23 protein-coding genes are annotated in these 26384 nt (G+C 69.1%); 19 read left to right on the top strand and 4 right to left on the bottom strand.

What is annotated here, in order from left to right; all coding sequences use genetic code 11:
- Positions 1–155: 155 nt before the first annotated feature.
- From LW840_RS08020 to LW840_RS08005, 4 genes are all read right to left on the bottom strand, one after another.
- Entirely contained in the window at positions 156–725 is a 570-nt protein-coding gene (locus tag LW840_RS08020; RefSeq protein WP_343213669.1) for a hypothetical protein, read from the bottom strand.
- 162 nt (positions 726–887) lie between these two features.
- On the bottom strand, positions 888–3293 hold the full coding sequence (locus LW840_RS08015; protein ID WP_291267963.1) for a penicillin acylase family protein: 2406 nt from the start codon (positions 3291–3293) through the stop codon (positions 888–890).
- Positions 3290–4333, bottom strand: a complete 1044-nt coding sequence (locus LW840_RS08010) for a nitronate monooxygenase (protein ID WP_291267964.1) — start codon at positions 4331–4333, stop codon at positions 3290–3292. Before LW840_RS08010 ends, LW840_RS08015 begins: the two co-directional genes overlap by 4 nt.
- A 2-nt stretch (positions 4334–4335) precedes the next feature.
- The gene (locus LW840_RS08005; RefSeq protein ID WP_291276771.1) at positions 4336–4836 is read right to left on the bottom strand and encodes a hotdog fold domain-containing protein; all 501 of its coding nucleotides are present in this window, start codon (positions 4834–4836) and stop codon (positions 4336–4338) included.
- Between the two features lie 435 nt (positions 4837–5271).
- Here LW840_RS08005 and LW840_RS08000 point away from each other — a divergent pair, with 435 nt between their 5' ends.
- The 19 genes from LW840_RS08000 (at position 5272) to LW840_RS07910 (ending at position 26379) form a co-directional block, all read left to right on the top strand.
- Positions 5272–6468, top strand: a complete 1197-nt coding sequence (locus LW840_RS08000; RefSeq protein WP_291276770.1) for a glycosyltransferase — start codon at positions 5272–5274, stop codon at positions 6466–6468.
- A 252-nt stretch (positions 6469–6720) separates the two neighbouring features.
- Positions 6721–7131: a P-II family nitrogen regulator gene (locus LW840_RS07995; RefSeq protein ID WP_291267967.1), complete on the top strand. Its 411-nt coding sequence runs from the start codon at positions 6721–6723 to the stop codon at positions 7129–7131.
- Positions 7132–8502: an ammonium transporter gene (locus LW840_RS07990; RefSeq protein ID WP_291267968.1), complete on the top strand. Its 1371-nt coding sequence runs from the start codon at positions 7132–7134 to the stop codon at positions 8500–8502.
- Positions 8503–8920: 418 nt separating this feature from the next.
- On the top strand, positions 8921–10297 hold the full coding sequence (tilS, locus tag LW840_RS07985) for a tRNA lysidine(34) synthetase TilS (RefSeq protein ID WP_291267969.1): 1377 nt from the start codon (positions 8921–8923) through the stop codon (positions 10295–10297).
- Between the two features lie 31 nt (positions 10298–10328).
- Positions 10329–10865, top strand: coding sequence for a hypoxanthine phosphoribosyltransferase (gene hpt, locus LW840_RS07980; RefSeq protein ID WP_291276769.1), 537 nt, complete (start codon positions 10329–10331; stop codon positions 10863–10865).
- A 24-nt stretch (positions 10866–10889) separates the two neighbouring features.
- Positions 10890–12860, top strand: a complete 1971-nt coding sequence (ftsH, locus tag LW840_RS07975) for an ATP-dependent zinc metalloprotease FtsH (protein ID WP_291262709.1) — start codon at positions 10890–10892, stop codon at positions 12858–12860.
- A 13-nt stretch (positions 12861–12873) separates the two neighbouring features.
- On the top strand, positions 12874–14706 hold the full coding sequence (locus tag LW840_RS07970) for a DUF2723 domain-containing protein (protein WP_291276768.1): 1833 nt from the start codon (positions 12874–12876) through the stop codon (positions 14704–14706).
- Between the two features lie 11 nt (positions 14707–14717).
- Positions 14718–15425: a YggS family pyridoxal phosphate-dependent enzyme gene (locus LW840_RS07965; RefSeq protein WP_291276767.1), complete on the top strand. Its 708-nt coding sequence runs from the start codon at positions 14718–14720 to the stop codon at positions 15423–15425.
- Between the two features lie 17 nt (positions 15426–15442).
- The gene (locus LW840_RS07960; RefSeq protein WP_291262706.1) at positions 15443–16054 is read left to right on the top strand and encodes a DivIVA domain-containing protein; all 612 of its coding nucleotides are present in this window, start codon (positions 15443–15445) and stop codon (positions 16052–16054) included.
- Between the two features lie 98 nt (positions 16055–16152).
- A complete protein-coding gene (locus LW840_RS07955) occupies positions 16153–16971 on the top strand; it encodes a purine-nucleoside phosphorylase (RefSeq protein ID WP_291276766.1) in 819 nt (272 codons plus the stop codon).
- A 31-nt stretch (positions 16972–17002) separates the two neighbouring features.
- On the top strand, positions 17003–20290 hold the full coding sequence (ileS, locus tag LW840_RS07950; protein WP_291276765.1) for an isoleucine--tRNA ligase: 3288 nt from the start codon (positions 17003–17005) through the stop codon (positions 20288–20290).
- A complete protein-coding gene (locus LW840_RS07945; RefSeq protein ID WP_291262703.1) occupies positions 20290–20724 on the top strand; it encodes a TraR/DksA C4-type zinc finger protein in 435 nt (144 codons plus the stop codon). Before ileS ends, LW840_RS07945 begins: the two co-directional genes overlap by 1 nt.
- Before the next feature lies 1 nt (position 20725).
- Entirely contained in the window at positions 20726–21262 is a 537-nt protein-coding gene (lspA, locus tag LW840_RS07940; protein WP_291276764.1) for a signal peptidase II, read from the top strand.
- A 2-nt stretch (positions 21263–21264) separates the two neighbouring features.
- Positions 21265–21861 (top strand): signal peptidase II, encoded by a 597-nt coding sequence (lspA, locus tag LW840_RS07935; RefSeq protein WP_291262701.1) that lies wholly within the window; start codon positions 21265–21267, stop codon positions 21859–21861.
- Positions 21858–22874, top strand: coding sequence for an RluA family pseudouridine synthase (locus LW840_RS07930; RefSeq protein ID WP_291267972.1), 1017 nt, complete (start codon positions 21858–21860; stop codon positions 22872–22874). Before lspA (LW840_RS07935) ends, LW840_RS07930 begins: the two co-directional genes overlap by 4 nt.
- A 13-nt stretch (positions 22875–22887) precedes the next feature.
- Positions 22888–23280: a chemotaxis protein CheW gene (locus tag LW840_RS07925; protein ID WP_291262699.1), complete on the top strand. Its 393-nt coding sequence runs from the start codon at positions 22888–22890 to the stop codon at positions 23278–23280.
- Positions 23277–23642, top strand: coding sequence for a response regulator (locus LW840_RS07920; RefSeq protein ID WP_291262698.1), 366 nt, complete (start codon positions 23277–23279; stop codon positions 23640–23642). Before LW840_RS07925 ends, LW840_RS07920 begins: the two co-directional genes overlap by 4 nt.
- Positions 23643–23656: 14 nt before the next feature.
- On the top strand, positions 23657–25594 hold the full coding sequence (locus LW840_RS07915; RefSeq protein ID WP_291267973.1) for a chemotaxis protein CheA: 1938 nt from the start codon (positions 23657–23659) through the stop codon (positions 25592–25594).
- Between the two features lie 41 nt (positions 25595–25635).
- Positions 25636–26379: a chemotaxis protein CheC gene (locus LW840_RS07910; protein WP_291267997.1), complete on the top strand. Its 744-nt coding sequence runs from the start codon at positions 25636–25638 to the stop codon at positions 26377–26379.
- The last annotated feature ends 5 nt before the right edge of the window (positions 26380–26384 follow it).

Raw genomic sequence — 26384 nt, 5'->3', positions numbered from 1 at the left:
CCCAACCGCAAAGGAAATCGGGCGCCCTGCGAAGCACTGGCGGCCGCTTTGTTCGACCACATCCCTGCCGTCTGCGGACTGTCGTTCCTGCCGTCTGCCGTCTGCCGTTTGCAGTTTGCCGTTCGCAGTTTCACCACCACAGCCCGCGATACACGTCAGGTCGCAAAGCAGTAGAACAACCCGTTGCCGCCCGTGGCCTGCAGATTCTTCTGGCCACACCCACGCGACGCGTGCGCGAAGTTCCAGCTGGTGGGGTTGGCGCCGCCACCCTGACGATCATGGTGGCCAACCGATGCGCTGCCGGTGTCGGCGTTGCTCGTCCAGTTGCTGCAGGTACTGTCGCCGTCGCCTGGCTGCACGCGACCGTCGAGCGTGGAGCCGGTCAGCACGTCGTGCATGTTGGGCGTGTCACCACGGCCATTCACCACGGCCCCCTTCTCGGTGAGACTGTTCTCCTTGCTCAACGTGTTGGCGTCGCTGTGGAGATCGTCCACGCTCGTGGCCACCACGACGCCCTTGGCGTTCTTCCACGGCCCCTTGCCGATGCGATCCCGCGCATTCACGGCCGGCGCGCCACCCACCGCCTGCTGGCTGAGATAGGCGTGCCACGTCTTCCCCTTCACGCCGGCCGCCTCGGCGAGCGTGGCGCAGTGCTTGTCGGCGCCGGCCAGGCCACCAAGGTTGGCCCCGTCACCAGAACCCACGCTGGTGATGAAGAACGACATGTCCTGTTGCGCAAACGTCGGACGTGGCGACGGTGATGGCGTGGACACGAGGGATGCGGCGGCAATGACGACGGGCAACGTGAGCGACAGCATGAACAGGTCTCCGGGCGCAGATGGGCGGGTGACGAAGGGAGAGCGGCGAGGGGGAGAGGGGGCGCCGGCTCAGGGGGTAAGGACGACGACCTCCGCGGTCTGTCGTTTCACGGCCGCAGGGGAGTAGGGCAGGGGCAGGAAGCGGTTCTGCGCCCACGACGGGAACAGATTGGCGTAGAACGGGCTGCGCGGGTCACCGCTCTGTCCTGGCGTGTTGGTCACCAGCGCGGCGTCCCAGTCGGCCACGTCCATGACCACGCGCAAGCTGGCACCATGATTCTGGTTGTCGGCATTGCTCGTGGCCAGCAGCGTGTTGGCGTAGCCGCCGCGCGGGGCCGGGCCCGGCGACAGCAGGCGCTTGAGTGAATCGGACACCAGCGCATCCAACGGATGCGCAATGCGTGCATGATGGAAGCGCGCATCCCCGTAGCGCCAGCCACGCAGGTCGTCGCCGAATCGCTGGCGCAGGTCGTCGATGGTCTCGCTGAACGCCCGCACGAGAATGTCGTTGCGGGCGCCCTCCGGCCGGTCGCCAAGCAGGGAATCCGGGCGCGTGAGCAGCTCGACGACGCGGGACAGCGGCACCGTGCGCAGCAGCGGGCGTGCGGCGGGCGGAACGACGAGCGCCGCGGTGTGCGACGCCAGGCGGCGCTCCCACGCCACGAAAATGGCGGCGCCCCGCGACTCGGCATCGAGCACGCGATTCCATGCCAGCAGCGTATCGCGTGCCGCCTTGGCCAACGGCGTGGGAAAGGTCACGCGATCGAGCAGCGGGACCAGGCGCTCTGCCGCCAGGGCGTAGGCATCGTGCTGCAATGCGCCCGAGCTGGCCGCCGTGGCGTTGCGCGTGGTGTCCAGCACCTGCTGCAGGCGATCGTGACGGAAGGGATCGGACCAGCTGCGCGCGAGTGCCTCGAAGTGCGCATAGGTGGTCGGCACGTTGAAGGCGTTGGCCGTCCCCACATAGCCACGGGCGGGATTGGTCTCGTGTGGCAGCTGGGCAATGGGCAGCAACCCATCCCACTCGAAGCGCCCATCGCCAGGCACCGGCATGAGCCCCTCCCAGTTGCGCCGCACGGGCGCCACGCCGGCGGTCTGCCAGCCGATGGTGCCGCTGGTATCGCCCCAGATCCAGTTGAGCGCGGGCATGCGTGCATACGTGAGTGCCGCGCGCGCTTCGGTCCAGTTCGTGGCCTGATCCAGCCGCAGGCTGGCGAGATACGGCGCGCCACCGGGCTCCAGCCATCCGGCGCGCAGCGCCACGGCGACGTGGCGGACGCTGTCCACGTACAGCACCGGACCATGCCGCGTGTAGGGCAGCGAGACGGGAACCGCGCCGCCCCCGTTCACGCGCACCGTATCGGCAAGCACGCGCAGCGGCTCGAAGCCGCCCCGATAGCGATAGGCGCGGTTCGCGGCATCGAGCTGGTACACGTACAGATCCTCGCTGTCGATGCCGAAGATCGTGAGCCCCCACGCACCATGCTGATTGTGGCCGATGGCCACCCCGGGGATGCCCGGTTCACCACCGCCAATGACATCCCAGCCGGGTGCCTTGAGGTGCACCAGGTAGCGCAGCGACGGCAGCGAGATCGCCCGGTGCGGATCGTTGGCCACGATGGGCTTGCCGCTCGCCGTGCGTGCACCGCTGATCACCCAGTTGTTGCTCTCCCAGCGGTCGGTCTCGAGGCGCGCGGTCGAGTCGGCCGGTGCCGCTGACGGCCGGCGCCACGAGGCGGCCAGCTCGTCGGCGCGGAAGGACGGCGCGCTGCGCGATCCACTGTAGTCGGCCAGCAGTCGCGCATCGGTCACCGTGGCGACGAGCTGCGCCACCGCGCTGTCCAGTGCGAGACGCACATTGCCCGGTTCGAAGCGCCGCCGGCGCTTGACCGCGTCGCTGCCCAGCATCCGCACGGCACGCGCCAGCCCCGCTTCATCGCTGGCGTTGCTGGCCAGCGCATTGTGGCGCGATACCACGACCGCCGGCGTCCAGTGCCCGGGGGTGATGCCGAGCGCCGCGAGATCGGGAGGCATGAGCGAGGCATCGGCACGCACCCGGTCCACCCACGCGTTCACGCCGGCCACGAACGCCTCGATGATGGCCTTGCCCCGCGGGTGGTAGTGCGCGAGTTCGGTGTCCATGTCGCCGCGGTACGTCATGAGACGCGCGGCGCGATCGCGCGCCACCCAGCGCGGCCCCAGCGCTTCCGCCATGGTGCCGGTGGCCTGCCGGCGCCACAACTCCAGCTGGAACAGCCGGTCGCGGGCGGCGCTGTAGCCTTGCGCGAAGAACAGGTCGTGCTCGTTCTGCGCCTCGATGTGCACGATGCCGGCGCTGTCGCGCGTGAGCGTCACCGGCGCATGCAATCCCCGCGCACTGATGGACTGGGCGTGGGCGGTGAGCCACGGGACACCGGCCAGCGCCAGCACGGCGGCACCGGCAATCCAGGAATGGCGGCGTGAACGCACGGTCATGTCGGTTGCTCCACAGAGTGCGAATGGCCAGTGGGGACGTCGGCCAGCGACGCGGCGAACTCCGCCACGATCTGGGCGGCGGGGCGAATGTCGTGAATCGCGTCTACGCTCCGACCGGCCTGCCAATAGTCGCTGGTGGCCCCGTCCACGCTCGAGCGCTTGAGCTGCCGCAGCGAGCGGAGGGCGTACCAGGTGCGAATCCAGTGCTTGGTCTTGCGCCCCTTGAAGAGCAGGCGGGAAATCGGACCCACCGTGGTGCCCAGGCGGTCCACGTACGGGGTGCGTAGCACCGACACCGGGACGCCGGTAAGCCGTTCGGTGAGCACCACGTCCTGCGACGTCGCGTTCACGATCGCCTGCTTGTAGCGCAGGTCGCTGTTGCACTCGGTGGTGGCGATGAAGCGGGTTCCCAGCTGCACGCCGGCGTAGCCCATCTCGAGCAGCGCGCGGAACTGCGCCGGCTCTCCCACGCCGCCGGCCGCCACCACCGGCAACCCCAGGTCGGCGATCTCGTCGAGCAGCGCGCGGGCGTCACGCGATCCCGTGTGACCACCGGCCTCGCGGTTCACGGCCACCAGCCCGTCCACGCCACCGTCACGCCCCTTGAGCGCCCATTTGCGTTCGGTGATGTCGTGGTACACCACGCCGCCAGCGGCATGCACGCGTTCACACACCCAGCGCGGGTTCCCCAGCGAGGTGAGGAAGAAGCGCACCCCTTCCTCGAGCGCCGTCTCCACCCACCGCACCATGCGATTGTGGTACGTCTTGCTGGAGGCTTCGATGAGGGCGTTGAAGCCGATGGGGGCGCCTCCGCTCAACGCGTTGATGCGGCGCAGCCCCGCCCGGAACTCGAAGCCGTGCACGTATGTGAGCGAAATGGGCTGCACGATCCCCAGCGCGCCCGCCTTGCTCACCGCGGCCACCAGTTCGGGGTTGCTGCAGGGGTACATGGGGCCGCAGATCAGCGGCACGCGAATGCCCGCGTGGCGGGTAAGCGCGGTCTCGCCCAACGGCGAAGGCGGGAGCGGAGGAGTGGCCATGATCACGCGGAAGGGGGAGACAGGCGCCAGTGCACGGTAGCCACGGCCACCACCTCCCCGGCGCTGTCGGTGATGGCGGCGCGCACTTCGTGCGTCACGCTCTCGGTCATGCCGGGTGACACGGCAGACGGCACCGCCGCCACGCATTCGCAGGTCAGCTGGCCGCGGGCCTTCTTGCGATACTCGATGGACAGCCCCGTCACGATGCCACGCACGCCGGGGGGCAGCGCCGTCATGAGCGCCACGCCACTCGCCATTTCGGCCAGGTTCACGAGCGCCACGGCGTGGACCGAGGCCAGGTGGTTGCGCACGGCACGCCGGTCGCGCAGCTCGACGCGGGCATAACCCGGGCGCACGTCGGTGTAGACGCCGCCCACCGAGCCGGTGTACGGCGCCGTGTAGCCCACGGCCCAGCTGAAAAGCCGCTTGCCGAGCGGAAGGCGGTGCAGGCGGTCCCAGTTGGCCAGCAACTGGCGACCGGGGGAGGGATTGGCGCGTGACACGGGGAGCAGGAAACGGGGTGGTGTCGATGGAGAGAGGCTACCCCATGGGGCGGCAAGTCGCCACTTTCGCGTTGTGGGAGGACCGGGCCAGCCCGGCCAGCCGGAGACGCAGGGGGATTCTGGCCTTCTGTATGTTGGAGCGGGGGCCGATGGGTGGCGGGTCGCAGCCTTCACCCCGTCACGCCACCGGCCGCTGCGGGCAGCGACGCGGCGCCCCGGATGGGCCTGGTTGGAATTCCGGGCGGAACCGGACGGGGCCGCTGCCCAGTTCATTCGGGGGGCGCGCTTCGTGCCCGCCGGCGTGTTTGGCCACCTTAACTGGTTCGTGATGGTCCCCGCACCGCTGCTGCTCTCTTCGGCCCTGGCCACTGCCCGTTGCGATCGTGCGGCCGCCGGCCGCGCGTCGGATGCCCGGGAGTGGCGATGACGTTGCCCGTGCTCCTGGCCGATGCCGGGCGTCTGATCGGCGTCGTCCTGCTGGGGCTGCAGGTGTGGCTGCTGTTCGTGCTGCTGGCTCGGCTGGCCCCAGGCTACTCGCGTCGGCCGCCCATCGCCCCCCGCCGGACACCGCGTACCGACACTACGGTCACGGTCATGGTGACCACGCTCAACGAGGTGAATCGGGTGGGCCCGTGCCTCGACGGGCTCATGCAGCAGGAGGCGCCACTGCTCGAAGTGCTGGTGGTGGACAGCCGGTCTACCGACGGCACCCGCGAGCTCGTGGAGGCGGCGGCACGCAAGGACCCGCGTATTCGCCTGGTGACCGATGACCCGCTGCCGCCGGGGTGGGTGGGCAAGGTGTGGGCGCTCGAGAGCGGCCTGCGCGAGGCGAAGGGGGACTGGGTGCTCGGGATCGACGCCGACACCGTGCCCGCGCCGGGGCTGGTGGGGGCGGTCATCGACGCGGTGGAGCAGGACCGGTACGACGTGGCCAGCTTCTCGCCGCAGTTCCGCGATCAGACGGCGGCCGAGCGCTTCGTGCAGCCGGCGATGCTCACCACGCTCGTGTATCGGTGCGGCGCAGCCGGGGCCACGCAGCCCCCGCCCGATCGGGTGCTGGCCAACGGGCAATGCTTCATCGCGCGTCGTGACCTGCTGCTCGCCAATGGCGGGTACTCCTGCGCCCGCACGTCGTGGTGTGACGACGTCACGCTCGCGCGTCACCTGGCCGCCAACGGTGCACGCGTGGGCTTCCTCGACGGCTCGCAGATCATCCAGGTGCGGTCATATGCCTCCTTGGGCGAAATGTGGCGCGAGTGGGGGCGCAGCTTCGATCTCAAGGACGCCACGCCCATGTGGCGCCGCTGGCTCGACGTGGCGCTGGTGTGGGCGGTGCAGGGGCTGCCGTTGCCCACGCTGCTCGTGCTCGGCGCGCTTCTCGCCACGGGAACAATCGCCCTCACCAATGCCCCCCACGCCATGCTCTGGCGGGCGCTGCTGCTGGTGAACGGGTCGGCGCTGTTCATCCGTCTGTTCATGCTCTGGGCGCTGCGCGGCAGCTATGCCGAGCGCGGCATCAGCTTCTGGTGCTCGTGGCTGGCTGACCTCGCGGCCGCGTGGCGGCTCACGCTGAGTACGGCGCGACGCCCCAAGGCCTGGCGTGGGCGATCGTTCGAATCGCTGCCGGCCTGACGGGCTGCAGTACGGCGCCGTCGGCTGGCTGGACCGGGACGGGCGCATGCGCGATGGACGGCATATGTTCGGGTTTGCGTCGCTCGCCCGGCACCCTCACGGTAATTCGTGCGCGAAATGCACGGGGATTGCGGCGAATGCCGAGAATGCTGGCGGAAACAATGCCGGCTGTATTGCTGTTCGTGCAGAATTGACACGAAAGCGCGTGCATGCGCCTGCTGCCCACGGTTCCATACTCTGCCCGGAGTCTTCGTGAAGCTCATCGTTGCCGTGCTCCGTCCGGAAAAGCTGGCCGACGTGAAACGCGCGCTGTTCCAGGTCGGCGTGACCGGAATGACGCTCTCCCGGGTCAGCGGGCACGGTGGTGAGCGCGACGTGGTACAGCAGTATCGCGGCGAGTCCGTGGTGCTGGAGTTTCACGAAAAGGTGCGCATCGAGATGGCCTGCTCCGAAGAGTTTGTGGAGCGCACCATTCAGGCGATCTGCGACGGCGCGCGCACCGGTGAGGTGGGGGACGGCAAGATCTTCGTGCTGCCGCTCGAGCGCACGGTGCGCATCCGCACCGGCGAGAGCGACAACAACGCGCTGACGGCGGTGAACGCCGACGAGGTCATGCGCCAAACTCAACTCGAAATGCGTGTGCCCACGCGGGAGTCTCGCTGAATGTCGTCACCGAGCATGCTGCTCCCGTTCCTCGCCGCCGCGCAGGCTGATTCGCCCACCGTATCCGCCGGCGACACGGCATGGGTGCTCATCAGCACGGCGCTGGTGCTGCTCATGGTGCCCGGGCTGGCGTTCTTCTACGGCGGCCTCGTGCGCACCAAGAGCGCCCTCAACACCATGCTCATGAGCCTCGGCGCGCTCGGGGTGGTCACGGTCCAGTGGGTCCTCTTCGGGTACAGCCTCGCCTTCGGTCCCGGGTCGTCCTGGATTGGGGGCTTCGAATGGCTGGGATTTGCCGGCGTGACGAGTGCACCCAACCCCACCTACTCGGCGCTGCTGCCGCACCTGCTCTTCGCTGCTTTCCAGGCGATGTTCGCCGGCATCACGGTGGCCCTGTTCTCCGGTGCCGTCATTGACCGCATGCGATTCGTCGCCTACCTGGCGTTTGGCGTCATCTGGACCACCATCATCTATGACCCGCTGGCGCACTGGGTGTGGGGAGACGGGGGGTGGCTCCGCAAGCTCGGCGCCCTGGACTTTGCCGGCGGCACCGTCGTGCACATTTCCGCCGGGACCACGGCGGTGGTGCTGGCGCTGTTCCTTGGCCCCCGCCGGGATTTCAAGCGCCTTCCCAACGTGCCGCACAACGTGCCCTTCGCGCTGCTCGGCGCCGGGTTGCTCTGGTTCGGATGGTTCGGCTTCAACGCCGGGTCGGCGCTGGCGGCCGACGGCATCGCCGCCAATGCCCTCGTCACCACGCACACTGCGGCGGCCTCGGGGATGATTGCGTGGTTGGCACTCGAACTGTTCAAGGGGGGACGCGCGACGGCCGTTGGCGCCGCGACCGGTGCCGTCGTGGGGCTGGTCACCATCACCCCCGCCGCGGGCTTCGTGACGCCCTTGTCGGCGCTGCTCATGGGCGCGCTGGCGGCCCCCTTCTCCTTTGCGGCGCTGCACTACCGCCCCAAGACGCGCCTCGACGATACCCTCGACGTCTTTGCCTGCCACGGTGTGGCCGGCATCATGGGCGCCGTGCTCACGGGCGTCTTTGCGTCGAAGGCCGTGAACCCCGCCGGCGCCGACGGTCTGCTGCACGGTAATCCGTCACTCATTGGCGTGCAGTTGCTGGCGGTTGTGGCCACCATTGCCTTTGCCGCGGTGGCCAGCGTGATCATCCTGTACGCGCTGCAGGCGGTCATGTCACTGCGCGTGCCGGTGGAAGTCGAAGTGCAGGGCATCGACCTCGCGGAACACGGCGAAGAGGCGTACCACGGTGGCGATCTGTCCGACCTGACCGGCCGCAAGACCTCGCTCAGCGACGCCGTGGTGCTTCCGGCCACGGAGTTGGGGCGCGTACCGCGCGTGGCGTAAAGGGCGCCGACCAGGGACTGCACACGAAGGGCCCGCTCGATCCTCGAGCGGGCCCTTCGTGTGCAACGGGGCAGACGCCTTACGACTCGAAGCCGCCCTGCTTCTGCTTGAGCCACGTGAGCGGAATCACGAACAGCGGCGACAGGAACAGCCCGAGCAGGATGTTGATCCAGGTGAGCGCCATGTAGTAGGCGGTCATCCCGAACGAAGCCCAGATGGTGCCAAGGGTGCCGTGTGATTCCACTGTGAGTCTCCGGAGACGAAAGATTGGCGACGTCGAACGTGATGGCGGCGCGCCAGACCACGACAACACTAGTCGAGCCCGGGCGGGCAGGGTAGGGGGCGTGGCCCCCGCCCGGTGGCCAGGTTCGGCGCGGCACCGGTTGACGCCACACCGTCCCCATCGCTTTTGTGCGGAATGGATCGGCAGCAGCAGGAGTTCCCGCGGGACGACCTCCCCCCCGACGATATCGCCCCTGGCGATCTGTTGCACGCCGTGCTCGACGTGGCGTTGCAGGCCGTCGACGGCCCGCTGGTGCTGGCCGTGTCGGGCGGGCGCGACTCCATGGCGCTGCTGCATGCCATGGCCCGGTGGGCACGGCCGCGCATCGCCGCCGTCGCCACCTACGACCACGCCACCGGCGACTACGCCACCGAGGCCGCCAGCCTGGTGGCCGCGCAGGCACGCCGCCTGGGGCTGACGGTGGTGCGCGAGCGGGCGCGGGTGGGGGGACACAGTGAGGAACAATGGCGTGACGCCCGGTGGGCGTTTCTCCGCCGGGTCGCGCAGGGGTTTCGCGCCCGCGTGGCCACCGCGCACACACGCGACGACCAGTTGGAGACTGTCGTCATGCGGGCGCTGCGCGGCAGCGGAGCCCGCGGGCTGGCGGCGCTCGCCGCCACGTCCGATGTGGTGCGCCCCTGGTTGGGCGTGTCGCGGCAGGAGCTTGCTCGCTGGGTGGACAGCGAACGGCTGCCGTACCTCGACGATCCCATGAACGCCTCGCTCCGCTTTCTCCGCGGCCGGGTCCGCCATGAACTGCTCCCTGCGCTGGAGACGGCGTCGCCCGGCTTCGGGGAGGCCATGCTGGCGCTGGGGGAGCAGGCCGCAGCCTGGCGTCGGGAGGTCGAGCAGTATCTCGACGGGTGCGGCCTCGTGCTCGCCAGCGACCGGACGCGGGTCATGGTGCCGGCCCGGATCCTCGAGGGCACAACGGCCGAGGGACGCGCCGTGCTCTGGCCAGCCATCTGCGCCCGCGCCGGCGTCACGCTCGATGCCAACGGAACTCGTGCAGCGGTGCGGTTTACCACCGCAAACCGTTGTGGGGCGCACATCCGGCTCGCCGGCGGGGCCACCATTGCCCGGCGTCGGGACGGGCGGAGCGACATCTTCGAAGTGCGTCGCGCTACCGGTCGCGACTCGGGGTGGCCGGTGTTCTCCGGCTCCGTCGATGCGCTGCCGCCCCGGTTCGGGCGGTGGCGCTTTCGTCGCTTGGGTGTGGAGCCGTTGGCCACGGATGCCTGGTGCATCGGTCTGCCCGCCGGAGCGTCCGTGGCCGTGCGCCCCTGGCAGCCCGGTGATCGCATTCGTACGGCCGGAGCACCAGCAGGGAGACGCGTAACCCGGTACTTTACGGAATTGCGGGTTCCCGTGCTCGATCGTCCCACGTGGCCCGTCATGTTGGCCGCCGGCGAACCGATGTGGGTTCCCGGCGTTTGCCGCGGTCTTGCGGCACCGTCCCGGCCCGGGAGGCCGGAACTGATCTGGTACCGGTGTGAGCGCGAGTTTGACTGAGCATTCTGGAGCACCGCTGTCCGTGGTATCCGTGGATCCCCGTCTCGACGGGCGCGCCGTGCGGCGCATCGTGTACGATGCGGCGGCCATCGATGCGCGTGTGCGCGAGCTGGGCGCTGCCATCACGGATGCCTACCCCGACGGGGAGCTCCTGGTGTTGGGGCTGCTCAAGGGCAGCTTCATCTTCCTGAGCGATCTGGTGCGGCACATTGCCCGTCCGCTGCAGGTGGACTTCCTGGTGGCCTCGTCGTACGGCGATGCCATGGAATCGAGTGGCGTGGTGCGTCTGCTCTACGATCCGGAAACGGAATTGGAAGGCAAACACATTCTTCTCGTCGAGGACATCGTGGACTCCGGCCGTACCCTCAATCGGCTCATCGAGCTGCTGGGGAAGCGGAAGCCCAGGTCCCTGGAGATCTGCGCGCTGTTGCACAAGCACATCGCGACGGAGCTCCACCATCCCACGCGGTTCATCGGGTTCGATGCCCCGCACGAATTTCTGGTCGGGTACGGCTTGGATCACGCCGAGAATTTTCGGCACCTGCCGTACGTGGCCAGCCTGCAGTAAGGCGGTTATCCCATGGCACCAAACATGACGCCCTCGCCAAAGAAGCCCACCAATTGGGGCCGACTGTCCAAGACGATTTCGTTCTGGATCCTCGTCCTCCTCATCCCGGTGGCGTTCCTGTCGTACGGGAACGGCCGTGAAGCGGCCGCGCCGGAAATCGGCTACTCCGATTACCGCCAGCAACTGGCCGCCGGCAACATCAAGCAGGCCACGTTCACCGACAATGTCCTCACGGGGCAGTTCAACCAGGAGGTCCGCGTCTCCAACCGACCGGCCAAGCGGTTTACCGTGCGGCTGGTGCAGGGGTCCGCGCCCAAGGAGCAGGAAGACCTGTACAAGGCGGGGGTAAAGACCGCCACGACGGAGCCACGGGCGAACTTCGGCAGCCTGCTCGTCACCATGCTGCCGTACCTGCTGCTCATCGGCTTCTGGATCTTCCTGTTCCGCCAGATGCAGGCGGGCGGCAACAAGGCCTTCTCGTTCGGCAAGAGCAAGGCGAAGCTGCTCAGCGGCGACACCCCCAAGGTGACGTTTGCCGATGTGGCGGGGGCTGACGAAGCCAAGGTCGAACTGCAGGAGATCATCGAGTTCCTCAAGGATCCCCAGAAGTTCACCAAGCTGGGTGGCCGTCTCCCCAAGGGGGCGCTGCTGGTGGGGCCACCGGGCACGGGCAAGACGCTGCTGGCCAAGGCGGTCGCCGGCGAGGCGGGGCGTCCGTTCTTCAGCATGTCCGGATCCGACTTCGTCGAGATGTTCGTGGGCGTGGGCGCGTCGCGTGTCCGCGATCTCTTCGAACAGGGCAAGGCGCATGCGCCCTGCATCATCTTCATCGACGAAATCGACGCCGTGGGCCGGCACCGCGGCGCCGGCCTCGGCGGCGGTCACGATGAGCGCGAGCAGACGCTCAATCAGCTCCTCGTGGAAATGGACGGCTTCGAGTCCAACGACGGCGTCATTCTCATCGCCGCCACGAACCGCCCCGACGTGCTCGACCCCGCGCTGCTTCGCCCGGGCCGCTTCGACCGCCAGATCGTCGTCGACGCCCCCGACCTGCGTGGCCGCGAGGGCATCCTCAAGGTGCACCTGCGCAACAAGCCCATCGCCGAGGATGTGAGCGTGACCTCGCTCGCGCGCGGGACGCCGGGCATGGCAGGTGCCGATCTCGCCAACCTGGTCAACGAAGGGGCGCTGCTCGCCGCCCGCAAGAATCACGACAAGATCTACATGAGCGATCTCGAGGAAGCGAAGGATCGCGTCATGCTGGGAGCCGAGCGCAAGTCGCTCGTCATGAAGGAGGAGGAGCGACGCCTCACGGCGTTCCACGAGGCCGGTCACGCCGTGTGCGCCATGATGGTCCCGGGCAACGATCCGCTGCACAAGGTCACCATCGTGCCGCGCGGCCGGGCCCTCGGCATCGCCTTCACGCTCCCCGAAGACGACCGCGTCTCCGTGACGCGCGAGCAACTCGAGGCGCGGCTGGTCATGGCGTATGGCGGGCGTGCCGCCGAGGAAATCGTCTTCGGGCACAATCGCGTGACCACCGGGGCGGCCAGCGACATTCAGCAGGCCACCAACATCGCGCGGCGCTACGTCACGCAATGGGGGCTCTCCGACACGATCGGGCCCATCCTCGTGGGGGATAACGAGCAGGAGCTCTTCCTGGGTCGCGAGATCCAGTCGCGCCGTGAGGTCTCAGAGCAGACGGCGCAGCTGGTCGATGGCGAAGTCAAGCGCGTGGCGTTCGAGGCGCACGCGCGGGCCGTGGCCGTGCTCACGGAGCATCGCACGCTCCTCGATGCCGTCGCCCACAGCCTGCTCGAGCGCGAAACGCTCACACGGGACGACATTCTCGTGCTCAAGGAGGGCAAGCCGCTGCCGCCGCGCAGCGGGCCCGACTTCCCCTCGGCACCGGCGCCCCTCGCGCCGCCGCCGGTGGCGGCGCCGCGCCCCATGACGCCGCCGCTGCTGGGCGGCCCTGAGGTGGCCCCGGCGTGATCCACACGCCGGCTTGAACGCTCCCGCCCGGATCCAACTGCCCTCCGCCATCGTCGCCGCAGTCGTGGCGACGATGGTGCTTTTGGGGCTGTACCTGAGCACCGCCGCCCCGGATCTCACGTTCTGGGATGCCACCGAGTTCATGGCGGCGGCGCATACCCTCGGCATCCCGCATCCGCCGGGCACCCCCCTCTGGGTGGTCCTCGGCAACGTCGCTACCCGCCTGTTTGCCAGCGCCGCACCGCCGCGGGCGGTCACGCTGCTGTCCGTGTGGGCGGCAGCGCTTACCGGCGGGCTCACGGCATGGATGATGGCCCGGGCACTGGGGGCGCGCGGCGCCGTGGTGGGTGCCGTCATGGCCGGGACGATGTTCAGCGTGTGGAACAACGCCACGGAAACCGAGGTGTACGCGGTCACCATGCTGGCCAGCGTCGCCATGCTCGCCGCGGGCGAGTTCGCCGGCCGCCACGACAGCAGCGACGGGCAGCGTGCCCGTGGCCGCGCTCTCGTGGCCTTTCTCGCCGGGCTGGCCGTCCCGCTGCATCTCTCGCTGCTGGTCGCCCTCCCCGCCGCGATCGTGCTGGCCTGGCGTGGCGCCCGCCCCACGCGGCGTGAGATGGCCAGCTGGCTGGCCCTATGCCTCCTCGGCCTCTCGGCGGTGTCCCTGTTGCCGCTGCTGTCGGTGCGCAACCCGGCACTCGACAGTGGCAACCCCGAGCACTGGCAGGCGCTGCTCGCGGTGCTTCGGCGCGAGCAGTACCAGGTGGCCGGCTTGTGGCCGCGCCAGGCGCCACTCTGGCTGCAGGTTGCCAATGTCTTCCAGTGGGCCGACTGGCAAGTGGCCTTTGCTGCCCACCCGTTTCCCACGGCGGCCTTCGGTCGAACGGCGCTCAGCCTCTGTTGGGTGTGGCTGGCCGCGCTGGGATTGCGCCGCGTCTGGCACGTGGATGCGCGCCTCGGGCGCGGCTTGGCGGTGCTGCTCACCTCGGCCACGCTCGGTGTGGCCGTGTGGCTCAACCTTCGGGCAGGTCCCACCTTCGGTGTCGGCGTGCTGCCCGATGGCGCGCCGCACGAGGCCCGCGAACGGGACTACTTTTTCGTCCTCGCCTTCTGGGCATGGGGCGTGCTGGCGGCGGCCGGTGTGGCGGCGCTGGCTGCCGGTCTTGCCCGGCGACTGCCGGCACCGGTGGCGCTGCTGCCGTTCGCGCTGGTCCTCGTGCCTGTTCTGGGCAACCGGCCCGTCGCCGACCGCACACGAGAGCCGGTCGCGTCGTTGCCGCGGACGTACGCGCGCCTCCTGCTCGACGCGGTGCCCCCCGGGGGCGTCCTGGTGACCGGCGGCGACAACGACAGCTTTCCTCTCTGGTATCTGCAGCAGGTGGAGGAGTATCGCACGGACGTGGCGGTGGTCACGGTCCCGCTGCTCGGCGCCTCCTGGTACCGCGCGCAGTTGGCAGCGCAGCGGCTGCTGGATGGCCGCGCGGTGACGCCGTGGCCGGGAAGCAGTGCGTCGCTGCGCGGCGTCATGCAGTCTGCCCGCATGGCACGACGGCCAGTGCGGGTGAGCACCCTGCTGGAGGCCTCCGACCGGCGCCGCCTCGATCCGGCCAGTGGGTGGGCGCTGCAGGGACTGGTGTACGCGCCCGACAGCACCGTGCCGGGCGGTCGCACCGCGCTCGACCTGCGGGCACTGCGCGCGAGCCGCGATCTGCTCCCCGTCGGCGCGTTGGATCCACTCCCGGCACACGCCGATCCGGCGGCACACACCGCGCAGGAGCTGCTGCGCTGCACGCAGCTGACCACACGCACCGACACGTTACTTGTGTCGGGGTGCAACGGTGTCTAACCTTATGTGCTATGCCAATTTCCGAGCACGTAACGGCGCTGCGGCCAGAGGCCGTTCGGAACGCGGTGGCGGAGGTGCGTGCGCGCATCCACGACGCGCGTGCGCGCGGCGGGCACGGGCAGGACGTGACGGTGGTCGCGGTCACCAAGACCCACGGGCCGGAAGCGGTTGAAGCGGTGTGGGACGCCGGGATCACCGACGTTGGCGAGAACCGCGTGCAGGAAGCGGAAGGCAAGATGGCGCAGGTCACCGTGCCGGTGCGCTGGCACCTCATTGGTCATCTGCAGCGCAACAAGGCGCGCCACGCGCTGCGCTTTGCGCTCTTCCACGGACTCGACAGTGAGCGACTGGCGGTGGCACTGCACGAGGAAGCGACCGGAGTCGGCGCCACCCTCGATGTCCTGCTGCAGGTGAATGTGAGTGGCGAGGCGAGCAAGAGCGGGGTGCCGGCGCACGAGGTGGTCCTCATCGCCGAGCGGCTGCGTGCGCTCCCGTCGCTGCGGGTGCGCGGGGTCATGACCATGGCGCCGTTCGAGGCCGACGAAGCGTTGCTGCGTGCCGTGTTTTCCGGCGCGCGCGCGGCGCGCGAGGCGGTGCGCGCGGCCGGTCATCCGGCCGAGTGGCTCAGTATGGGGATGTCCGGCGATTACGAAATCGCCGTGGAGGAAGGGGCCACGCATGTGCGCCTCGGCACCGTGCTTTTCGGCAGTCGGACCTGACGCATTCCGGACAGCGAATGACCGACGACAACTTCCAGGGGTTCCGCTTCACGTCGCTCGACGCCCGCCGATACGATTTCGGCAATGCGCTGCGCGGCTACGATCGCGCGCGGGTCGATCAGTTTCGCGACCAGGTCGCGGAAGAGCTCGAACGGTTGGCGCGCGTCAACCAGGAGCTCGAACAGAAGGCGCGCAACCTGTACGAGCAGCTCAAGTCGTTCCGCGAACGTGACAAGGCCCTGAACGAGGCACTGGTCAGCGCCCAGCAGCTGCGCGGCGAGATTCGCGAGCAGGCCGAACGCGAAGCGCAACTCATCGTGCGCGAGGCGCAGCAGGAGGCGGAGCGACAGCTGGCGGGCGTGCGGGAGGAAGTGGCGCGCGCCCAGCAGGAGCTGCAAGGGCTCTGGCGCACGCGGCGGGCCTATGTCACGCAGTTGCGCCATCAGCTCGAGCGGCAGCTGGCCGAACTCACCCCCGTCGAGCAGGAACCCATCCCCGACTTCACGTTGCCGCGCACGGCAGACGGCGACACGGAGTCGGCGGTCGCGCGGGAGCTGCGTCAGTTGCCGCCGCGACACCGGTCGCGCACGCCGTCGTGGCTCGACGCCATCGCGGAGGAGGAGCCGTGAGCGACGGCGCGGGGACATCCTCCGGGCCCGCCTCGCGACCGCTGCTGCCAGACACGCCGGAGCCCCCGGCTGTCGGGTGGTCGCATCCGGCGCTCGGCTTGCACACCCGCGAACGCATCGAGGCCTGTGCACGCGCCATCCGTCAGCGATTCCCGCGACCGGTGGAGGCGGCCATCATCCTCGGCACGGGCCTCGGGGGCCTCGCCGACGAGATGACCATCGAGCAGGTCATCGAGTACGGGCAGCTTCCCACCTTCCCGCTCTCCACTGTCGAGTCGCACACGGGACGCCTGCTGTGCGGCACGCTCGCCGGCAGGACGGTCATGGCCATGCAGGGGCGATTCCACGCGTACGAGGGGTACTCGCTCCAGCAGGTCACCTTCCCGGTGCGCGTGCTGCGCGCCCTGGGCGCCGAGACCCTCATCGTGAGCAACGCCTGCGGTGGCATGCATCCCCTGTGGGCTCCCGGTGATCTCATGCTCATGGCCGATCACATCAACCTGCTGGGTGACAACCCGCTGATCGGCCCCAACGACGAAACGCTCGGGCCGCGCTTTCCTGACATGTCGGAGCCGTACGACTCGGCGCTGCGGCGCCTGGCGCGTGAGGTGGCCGTTGCCGCCGGCATCACGCTGCGCGAGGGCGTCTATGTGGCGGTGCAGGGGCCCAATCTCGAGACGCGCGCCGAGTATCGCTTTCTGCGCGGGATCGGCGCCGATGTGGTGGGCATGAGCACGGTGCCGGAAGTCATCGTGGCCGTGCACGGCGGCATGCGCGTGCTGGGGCTCTCCATCATCACTGATCAGTGTCTCCCCGACGCGCTGAAGCCGGCGAACGTGGCCGACATCATTGCCGTGGCCCGGCGTGCCGAGCCCACGCTGTCCGCCGTGGTGCGCGGCGTGCTGGCACGCCTGTGACCTTCTGCTTCGATCCTCTCCATTGGTGCCCATGACGCAGGACGCCGTGCTGTATCCGCTGCTCCCCGACTCCACCGCCGATGCGCTCGAACGCGGCATTCTCGCGCAATGGGACGACGAGCAGCTGTTTGCCGCGTCGCAGGCCGCGCGCGCCACCGCGAAGCCGTTCGTGTTCTTCGAGGGGCCGCCCACCGCCAACGGCCGCCCGGGCATTCACCACGTGTTCGCGCGCACCATCAAGGACCTCTTCTGCCGCCACCGCGCCATGCAGGGGTTCTACGTGCCGCGCAAGGCCGGTTGGGATACGCACGGCCTCCCCGTGGAGATCGAGGTGGAGAAGGAGCTGCAGCGCGAAGAGGCGGAGCGGCAGGGCGTCGATCCCAGCGAGATCGCCAAGCTCGGCGGCAAGCAGCTCATTGAACAGGTGGGGGTGGCGGAGTTCAACCGCCGCTGCCGCGAAAGCGTGTGGAAGTACCGCGGCGAATGGGAAAAGCTGTCCCATCGTACGGCTTACTGGCTCGACTACGACAATCCCTACGTCACCTACTCGCACGATTTCGTGGAAAGCGTGTGGTGGGCGTTGCGCACCATGCACGACAAGGGGCTGCTCACGCGCGGCCACAAGATCCTGCCGTACTGCGCGCGCTGTGGCACCGCGCTTTCCAGCCACGAGGTCGCGCAGGGGTACGACGAGGTGGAGGATCCGAGCGTGTACGTGGCGCTCGACCTGCTCGACGCCGAGGGCAACGCGCCCGCCACGCGGCGTCGCATCCTGGTGTGGACCACCACGCCGTGGACGCTCGTCTCCAACACCGCGCTCGCCGTGCACCCCGACCTGGTGTATGCGGAGCTGCGCAAGAAGACCGGTGCCGAGTGGACGATCATCCTCGCTGAGGCGCGGGTGCCGGGCGTGCTGGGCGCCGACTGGGCCGATCGCTGGGACGTGGTGGGCTCCATGAAGGGCAGCGCCCTCGCCGGTCGCCGCTACCGTCGTCCGCTCGACTGGGTGCCGTACCCGGAGCAGGGCCGCCACGAGATCATCGTGCCCGAGGAGTTCGTCTCGGCGGAGGACGGTTCGGGGGTCGTGCACATGGCCCCGGCGTTCGGTGCCGACGACTACGCCGCCGGCCAGCGACACGGGCTCGCGTTCGTGCAGCCGGTTGACGCCCGCGGCGAGTTCGTCGAAGGCGTCCCCGAAGTGGCCGGACAGTTCGTCAAGAAGGCGGATGCGCGCATCCTCGAAGTGCTCAAGGAGCGCGACGTGCTCTGGAAGGCCACGACCTTCATGCACGCCTACCCCCATTGCTGGCGCTGCGGCACCCCGTTGCTGTACTACGCGCGCGGGTCGTGGTTCGTGCGTACCACGGCCGTGCGGGAGGCGTTGCTGCAGCGCAACGGCCTGGTGAACTGGAACCCCAGCGAAGTGGGCACCGGCCGCTTCGGGGAGTGGCTGTCGAACAACGTGGACTGGGCCATCTCGCGCGATCGCTACTGGGGGACGCCGCTCCCCGTCTGGGTCAACGACGAGGATCCCGCCGAAATCGAGGTCATCGGCAGCTACGCCGATCTCGCGGCGCGCATCGGACGGCCCCTGCCCGACGACTTCGATCCGCACAAGCCGCATATCGACCAGTACACCTGGCCGGCGAAGAGCGGCACGGGCACCATGCGCCGCGTGCCCGAAGTGATCGACACGTGGTTCGACTCGGGCTCCATGCCCTTCGCCCAGTGGCACTATCCCTTCGAGAACCGCGAGGTGGTGGCGGCGCAGTATCCCGCCGACTTCATCTGCGAAGGGGTCGACCAGACGCGTGGCTGGTTCTACTCGCTGCTCGCCATCGCCACCACGCTGGGTGACGCGCTGCCGCACAACGCGAACGATCAGGCCGCCCCGTATCGTCATGTCGTGGTCAATGACCTGGTGCTCGACGCGAACGGCCAGAAGATGTCCAAGTCGAAGGGCAACGTGGTGAACCCCTGGGACGTCATGGAGCGGCACGGGGCCGACGCCGTGCGCCTGTTCCTCGTGGCGTCCAGTCAGGTGTGGGTGCCGCGCCGCTTCGACGAGAATGCCATTCGCGAAACCGCCGGGCGCTTCCTGCTCACCTTCCGCAATGTCTACAACGGGATCTTCGCGCAGTACGCCAACTTCGGCTGGCAACCCGGTGCCGCCGACCCGCCGGTCGCGGAGCGCCCGGCACTCGATCGCTGGATCCTTTCGCGGCTCACCCGCGTAGAACGCGAGGTGAATCAGCACCTCGACCAGTACGACGCCACGCTGGCGGCCCGTCGGGTCATGCAGTTCATGGACGACGACGTGTCCAAGTGGTATGTCCGGCAGAGTCGGGCCCGCTTCTACGACGTGGACAGCGCCGACAACCGGGCCGCCTTTGCCACGCTGCACGAGGTGCTGGTCGTGACCTGTCGGCTGCTCGCGCCCTTCGCCCCGTTCATCACCGACGCCGTGCACCGCCGTCTCACGGGCACCTCGGTGCATCTCGCGTCGTACACGCGGGACCAGCCGACCCCCGTCGATGAGGCGCTCGAAACGGCCATGGACGACCTGCGCACCCTCGCCGGTCTCGCCCACGCGGCCCGCGACGTCGCCGACGTGAAGGTGCGTCAACCGCTGCCGTCCATGCAGTGTGTCGTGCCGGGCGATGCCACCCTGGTGGCCACCCTCGGCGGGCTGCTGGCATCGGAGTTGAATGTGAAGCAGGTGGAGTTCGTCAGCTCCACCGATGCGCTCGTCTCCCTCGAGGCGAAGGCCAACTTCCGCACGTTGGGCAAGAAGTTCGGCAAGGAGACGCCGCAGGTCGCCGAGGCCGTGACGGGGCTGCCGGTCGACCTGCTGCGCCAGCTGGCGGCCGGAAACCCGGTCACCATCACCGTCGCCAACGCCGAGCGCTTGATTGCCCCGGAGGACGTCGCCATCATCCGGCGCGCGTCGGGGGCGGCGGTGGTGCAGGAAAACGGCGGGTATGGGGTTGCGCTCGATCCCACGATCACGCCGGAACTGCGCGCCGAGGGGCTGGCGCGGGAGGTCATCAGCCGGGTACAGCGGCTCCGCAAGGAATCGCAGCTCGCGGTGAGTGATCGCATCACCCTGGCGGTGGCCGGGGACGAGGAGCTGGAAGGCGCCGTGGCCGCCCATCGCCGCCGCATCGCCGACGAAGTGCTCGCTGTGCGATTGCTGCTCGGGCGAGAGGTGGGATCGCTGTTCTCCGGCCCGGGAGACGGCGCCATGTGGACCGCAACGCAGGCGGGCGACGTCGATGGACGGCCGCTGCAGCTTGCACTCACCAGGGAACAGTCGTGATGGCCGAATCGAAGACCGCGTCGACGAAAGACGCCAAGAAGCCCAAGGCGATGCCCAAGAAGCAGCTGCAACACTTCGAGAAGCGACTGCTCGAGGAGCGCAAGCGCGTGCTCAAGGAGCTCGGCCATCACAGCGATACCCTTGGCCCCAACGGCGAGGCATCGGAGGGGGACAGCAGCGCCTACTCCTTCCACATGGCCGATCAGGGCACCGACGCGATGGAGCGGGAGAAGGCGTTCCTCTTCGCTTCCAAGGAAGGGCGCTTCCTGTGGCACATCGACCAGGCGCTCCGCCGGCTGTACAAGGCGCCGGAGACCTTCGGCAAGTGCCACCAGTGCGGCGAGGACATTGCCTTCGAGCGCCTCGATGCGCTGCCGAATGCCCGGTATTGCATCGCGTGCAAGCAGCGCGAGGAAGACTCCAAGAAGGGATGACGTGAAGGCGATTCTCGCGATTCCCGTGGTGGTCGTCATCGTCCTGCTGGATCAGATCACCAAGTTGGTGGCCGAGGCGACGCTGGCGGCGACGCCTCGGCCGGTCTTCGGCGACTGGTTCCGTTTTGCGCTCGTCTACAATCCGGGTGCGGCCTTCGGGCTGCACCTGGGTCCGTATTCGCGCTGGCTCTTCATGGGCCTCACCGCCGGGGCACTCGTCATCCTGGGTCGGCTGTACCAGCAGACCGAGCAGCACGATTTCCGGCGCGTGCTGGCCATCGCGCTGGTGGCGGCCGGTGCCGTCGGCAACGTGATCGATCGCATTCGCTCCGAGTACGGGGTGGTGGATTTTCTCGATATCGGGTTCGGCGTGCACCGGTGGCCGACCTTCAACATCGCCGACATCGCGGTGAGCAGCGGCGCGTTCCTCCTGGCCCTCGTGCTCTGGCGGGAAGAGCGTCGCGAACTGGCGGCGCAGGCCGCCGCCGGCGAGGCGGCGACGCCCTCGCCCACCAATTCGCGCGACCTCGCTCCGTAATCATGGCGTCCAACACTCGGCCATCGGCCGTTCGCACCGCCGCCGCGCACGTGGCGCTCAGCGACCGCCCCGCCGCGTCCACCACCGTCCTGTTCTGGATCATCGTGGCCGTCACGGTGGCGGCCGACTTCGTCACCAAGGCGCTCGCGGTCGAACATCTGGTACCGCGGCACATGCCGCATCGCATCATCGGCGATGTGGTGCGCTTCACGCTGTCGTACAACCCTGGCGCCGCGTTCGGCATGCATCTGGGCCCCGGCTCGCGGTGGATCTTCGCCGTGCTCAGCATCGTCATCGTCGTCGTGCTGCTGCGGGCCACCAGTGATCTCACGCGCACCTCGCGGCTGGCCGCCCTTGGCGTACCGGTCATCGTGGGTGGCGCCATCGGCAACCTGCTCGATCGCATACGCCTGCGCGAAGGCGTGGTGGACTTCATCGACATCGGGATCGGCACGACGCGCTTCTGGACCTTCAACGTGGCCGACACCGCGGTCACGATTGGGGCGGCGTGCCTGGTCATTGCCCTGTGGCAGGAAGATCAGGCGCTCCTGGCGGCCGCCAAGGCCCAGCCGCAGCCACCCGACGGCCCCTCCGCGTGAGCGCGGAGCGCACCTGTCAGATCACGGTGCCCGACGACGCCGGTGAGCGGCTCGATCTGCTCGTGGCGCGCGGCGCCGGGGTGTCGCGCACGCAGGCCGCGACGCTGATCGCCAACGGCCACGTGCTCGTGAACGGGACGCGGGCCAAGGCCAGCTATCGCACCGAAAAAGGGGATCGCGTGGACGTGGTGGTGCCGCCGCCGCCCGGCCGTGAGATCGTCCCCGAGCAAATCCCGCTCGATATCGTGTTCGAGGACGAGCACCTCCTCGTGGTGAACAAGCCGGCCGGGATGGTCGTGCACCCCGCTCCGGGCAACTGGTCGGGCACCCTGGTGAATGCCCTCGTCGGACGGGGCGAGCCGCTGGCGGAGGGGGGCGGGGAAGACCGGGCAGGATTGGTGCACCGCCTCGACAAGGACACCTCGGGATTGCTGGTCGTGGCGAAAACCGACGCCGCCCACCGCCTCCTCAGTACCGCCCTCGCCGCCCGGCAGGTCACCCGCCGTTACGTGGCGGTCTGTTGGGGGCACCTCAGCGGCGATACCCTTACCGTCGACCAGCCCATCGCGCGGGATCCGCGAGACCGGACCCGCATGGCAATCGTCCCTGGGGGGAAGGCCGCCCGCACGGATTTCGTCCGACTGGCACGCTTCGACAGTGTGGACCTGTTGCGCGCCCACTTGCACAGTGGACGTACCCACCAGATCCGCGTGCACTTGTCGAGTGTGGGACACCCGGTGATCGGCGACGATGTCTACGGCGGGGGTGGCGGGCGCAAGCTGGCCGCCCTACCGCCGCGTCGTCACTTCCTCCACGCCGCGTGGCTGCGCTTCAGGCACCCCATCTCCGGCCACGTGATCGATCTCCGCTCGCCGCTGCCCCCCGACCTGCGCCAGTCGCTGGCCACCCTCAGCGACAGGCCGGAGCTCGCCACGCATCAGGACCCGCTCGATGTCTTCGGATTCTATCGGACCACTGCCGACCCCCCAGCTGCCCAACTCGCCGACGACTGACGCCGCCGAAGGCATGGAGGAGGCTCGCCCGCAGTGGCTGACCGTGACCTCCGGCGACGAGGTCTTCGGGATCCCGGTGGCCCAGGTGCGCGAGGTCGTCCGCCCCGGCGGGGTACGGCCCGTGCCAGGCACCCCGCCGCTGCAGGCCGGCATCGTGAACGTGCGGGGCGCCATCGTCACCGTGCTGGACCTGCAGGCGCTGCGAACCGGAGAGCGTGCCGTTACGCCGGGGTCGATCGTCCTCCTCCAGTACGGCGCCCGGCCGATCGGGCTTGCCGTGGACCGTGTCCTGGATGTGCGCACGGCCGCGCCGGAAGATCCGGACGGCCCCCCTGACGCCACCATCCTCGACGCGGTCGCGCTCTGTGCGCGGCATCTGCATTCAGCCGAGGGGAGAACACGGTGAGCAAGACGGTACTGATCTGCGACGACGCGATCTTCATGCGCACCATGGTGGGGGACATCCTCACCCAGGCGGGATTCGAGGTGGTCGGCGAAGCCGAGACCGGGATCCAGGCCGTGGAGAAGTACAAGCACCTGCGCCCGGACCTCGTCACCATGGACATCGTGATGCCCGACATGGGGGGCATCGATGCCGTGCGTGAGATCACCTCGCACGATCCGCACGCCCGCATCCTCATGTGCAGCGCCATGGGCCAGCAGGCGCTCGTGGTGGAGGCCATCCAGGCGGGCGCAAAGGACTTTGTGGTCAAGCCGTTCCAGCCCAGTCGGGTGCTGGAAGCGGTGAACCGCGTACTCGCCGCCTGACCCGGAGCATCCTGATGGACACGGCGCGCTACGCGGCCCTGTTTCAGGCCGAAGCGCGCGAACATCTGGCGGAGCTCGACGCGGCGCTGCTTGCGCTCGAGGAGGCTGGACGCACCGGGGCGAGCCCGCGCGACACGAGCGAGCTGGTGGCCACGCTCTTCCGCGGGATGCACACGATCAAGGGCATGGCCGGCTCGATGGGCTATGGCACCGTCGAGCGCCTGGCGCACGCTCTCGAATCGCGATGCGAGCCGGTGCGACGTGGCGATGAAGCGGTGCACGCCGATCTGCTGGCGCTGCTCTTCGAGGGCACCGACGTGCTGCGCACCGCGCTCGACGATGTGGCGCGCGGGGGGGAGACGGCGCCCGCAATGGTTGGCGGCCTGCTCGTGCGACTTCGCCCGCCGGTGTCGGTGCCGCTGGCACCCGACCCCACGAAAGACGCGCTGCCCCCGTCGGGGCCGCCCGTCGCCGCCGCCGCCGCTACGATTCGCCACCTCGATGTACTGCTGGTGGACGATTGCCCGCTCAAGGGCGTGCGCGCCATGCTGGTGCTCGCGAAGCTCGCCACGCTCGGGCAGATCCGTGCTACGCATCCGGAACCGCCGCGCTGGCAGGACGAGACGTTCGACGGCCGCTTTCGCATCGTCCTGGCCAGCCACGTCACCGATGAGGCACTCGAGCAGGCGGTGCGCAGCGTCGGCGAAGTGGCACAGGTGCACGTGCGCGTGCCGGCGGGAGCCACGCAGGCGGCGCAGCAGGGGGCACGCGCTGCCGCACCCGCGACGGCACGCACGGTGCGCATCGACGCCAGGCGCCTCGACACCCTGTTGGATCTTGCCGGGGAGCTGGTCATCACCCGCGATCGACTCCTGCGCGCCATCGAGGCCCTCGACCACCCCGATCGCGACGTGCTGCGCGCCGCGCGCGACGCCGCGCGCCTCGTGAGCGCCCTGCAGGACGAAGTGTTGCAGACGCGCCTTCTGCCGGTGGGCCAGGTGTTCGACCGCTTTCCCCGCCTGGTCCGCGACGTGAGTCACGAACTGGGCAAGGAGGTCGCCTTCACCATGGAGGGGCGGGAAATCGAGCTCGATCGGTCGCTGCTGGAGGCCATCGGCGATCCCCTGCTGCACCTGCTGCGAAACGCGCTCGACCACGGCATCGAAGACCCGGCCGCGCGAGTGGCGGCCGGCAAGACGGCTCGTGGTGAGCTCACGCTGCGCGCGGTGCGCGATCGCGCCAGCGTGATCATTCAGGTGCAGGATGACGGACGCGGTATCGACCGGCGCGCGGTGCTGGAACGGGCGAGAGCGCAGGGGCTCGTTGCCGCCGAGGTGCAGCAGCTGGACGACGACGCGCTGTTGCGGATCATCGCGCATCCCGGTTTCTCCACGGCGCGCCGCGTGACGAGCCTCTCGGGACGTGGCGTGGGTGTGGATGTCGTGAACACGCGCGTGCGCGCCCTGGGGGGGCAGCTCGAGCTCGAGACCATTGAGGGCACCGGGACGGTGGTCACGCTGCGCCTGCCGGTCTCGCTCGCCATTGCCCGCGCGCTGCTCGTGGAGGTGGCCGGCTGCGCCTTCGCCCTCCCCGCCATCCATGTCACCGAAGCCACGGAGTATCACGAATCCCTGCGTGGGCATCACACGGAGCGCCCCACCGTTACCATTCGCGACGACCTCGTTCCGCTGGTGGCGCTCGATGAACTCTTCGGGCTCACTCGTTCGTCAACCCCCGAACGCCACGATGGCGCAGCCGGCGATCGGCATCTCGTCATCGTCGATTCCGGCGGTCGCCGCGCAGCGCTGCTGGTCGACACCCTGGTCGCCCAGCAGGACATCGTGGTCAAACCGCTCGACGTGGTGCACGGCGCGGCACCGTGGTTCAGCGGTGCCACCGTGCTTGGCGACGGCAGCCCGGCACTCATCATCGATGTGCCGAGCATCGTGTGACGGTGGCACACGGGGATGCATCTTTCAAGGCGGACGTGATCATGCAGCACAACGACATCAGCCAGGCGCGCGTCGGCGGGTCCTCCGTCGCGACGGCGGCCCCGGGACGCGCCGTGACCACGGCAACGCCCCGTGGCGGTGCCGCGTCGTTGTCGGCGCAACCCGCCACCCCGGTCCGCGCCCTCAAGAGCATTCAGCTCGATGCGCTGCGGGAGATCGCGAACATCGGCGCCGGCCACGCCGCCACCGCCCTCTCGCAGATGACAGGCAGCACCATCATGATCAAGGTGCCCGCCATCACCGTCGCGAGCCTGGAGGAGTTGCCCGCCCAGTTCTCGCCGCACGAGGAGCCTGTCGCGGCCGTCATGATGCACATGCTCGGCGATCTGTCGGGACGCACGTTGCTGGTGTTCCCCCAGCCCACCGTCATGCGGCTGGCCGAGATCATGTTGCGGCGCCCCGTGGGAAGCTCCGTCGCATTCAGTGAGCTCGAGTCCTCGGCCATCAAGGAAACGGGAAACATCCTCAGCGGGGCGTACCTGAATGCCCTCAGCGATTTCCTCGGCATGCTGCTGTTGCCGTCGCCGCCCACCCTCGTGATCGACATGTCGGCCGCGGTGCTCTCCAGCGCCGTCGGCGAATTCGCTCCCGACCCGGATGCGGTCCTGTGCGTGGAGAGCGAGTTCCTGCTGTGCGAGTCCGAGCTCACGCTGCGCGGGTACTTCCTCCTGCTGCCCGATCCGGTGTCGCTGCAGGTCATGTTGCGCGCCATTCGCCTGGCCTGACGGCG

The sequence above is a fragment of the Gemmatimonas sp. genome, assembly GCF_021298855.1.
In the GTDB taxonomy this organism is placed as follows: domain Bacteria; phylum Gemmatimonadota; class Gemmatimonadetes; order Gemmatimonadales; family Gemmatimonadaceae; genus Gemmatimonas.
The sequence above is the reverse complement of the archived record's forward strand: the minus strand, read 5'-3'. Positions and strand labels throughout refer to the sequence as shown.

What these genes read in the sequence shown, in the direction of transcription:
- lspA (WP_291262701.1), top strand. Translation starts at nt 21,265, where the DNA reads ATGGCGTCCAACACTCGGCCATCGGCCGTTCGCACCGCCGCCGCGCAC.
- ileS (WP_291276765.1), top strand. Translation starts at nt 17,003, where the DNA reads ATGACGCAGGACGCCGTGCTGTATCCGCTGCTCCCCGACTCCACCGCC.
- LW840_RS08020 (WP_343213669.1), bottom strand. Translation starts at nt 725, where the DNA reads ATGTCGTTCTTCATCACCAGCGTGGGTTCTGGTGACGGGGCCAACCTT.
- tilS (WP_291267969.1), top strand. Translation starts at nt 8,921, where the DNA reads ATGGATCGGCAGCAGCAGGAGTTCCCGCGGGACGACCTCCCCCCCGAC.
- LW840_RS07915 (WP_291267973.1), top strand. Translation starts at nt 23,657, where the DNA reads ATGGACACGGCGCGCTACGCGGCCCTGTTTCAGGCCGAAGCGCGCGAA.
- LW840_RS07925 (WP_291262699.1), top strand. Translation starts at nt 22,888, where the DNA reads ATGGAGGAGGCTCGCCCGCAGTGGCTGACCGTGACCTCCGGCGACGAG.
- LW840_RS07910 (WP_291267997.1), top strand. Translation starts at nt 25,636, where the DNA reads ATGCAGCACAACGACATCAGCCAGGCGCGCGTCGGCGGGTCCTCCGTC.
- LW840_RS08015 (WP_291267963.1), bottom strand. Translation starts at nt 3,293, where the DNA reads ATGACCGTGCGTTCACGCCGCCATTCCTGGATTGCCGGTGCCGCCGTG.
- LW840_RS07945 (WP_291262703.1), top strand. Translation starts at nt 20,290, where the DNA reads ATGGCCGAATCGAAGACCGCGTCGACGAAAGACGCCAAGAAGCCCAAG.
- LW840_RS07960 (WP_291262706.1), top strand. Translation starts at nt 15,443, where the DNA reads ATGACCGACGACAACTTCCAGGGGTTCCGCTTCACGTCGCTCGACGCC.
- LW840_RS08010 (WP_291267964.1), bottom strand. Translation starts at nt 4,333, where the DNA reads ATGGCCACTCCTCCGCTCCCGCCTTCGCCGTTGGGCGAGACCGCGCTT.
- LW840_RS07990 (WP_291267968.1), top strand. Translation starts at nt 7,132, where the DNA reads ATGTCGTCACCGAGCATGCTGCTCCCGTTCCTCGCCGCCGCGCAGGCT.
- LW840_RS07965 (WP_291276767.1), top strand. Translation starts at nt 14,718, where the DNA reads ATGCCAATTTCCGAGCACGTAACGGCGCTGCGGCCAGAGGCCGTTCGG.
- ftsH (WP_291262709.1), top strand. Translation starts at nt 10,890, where the DNA reads ATGACGCCCTCGCCAAAGAAGCCCACCAATTGGGGCCGACTGTCCAAG.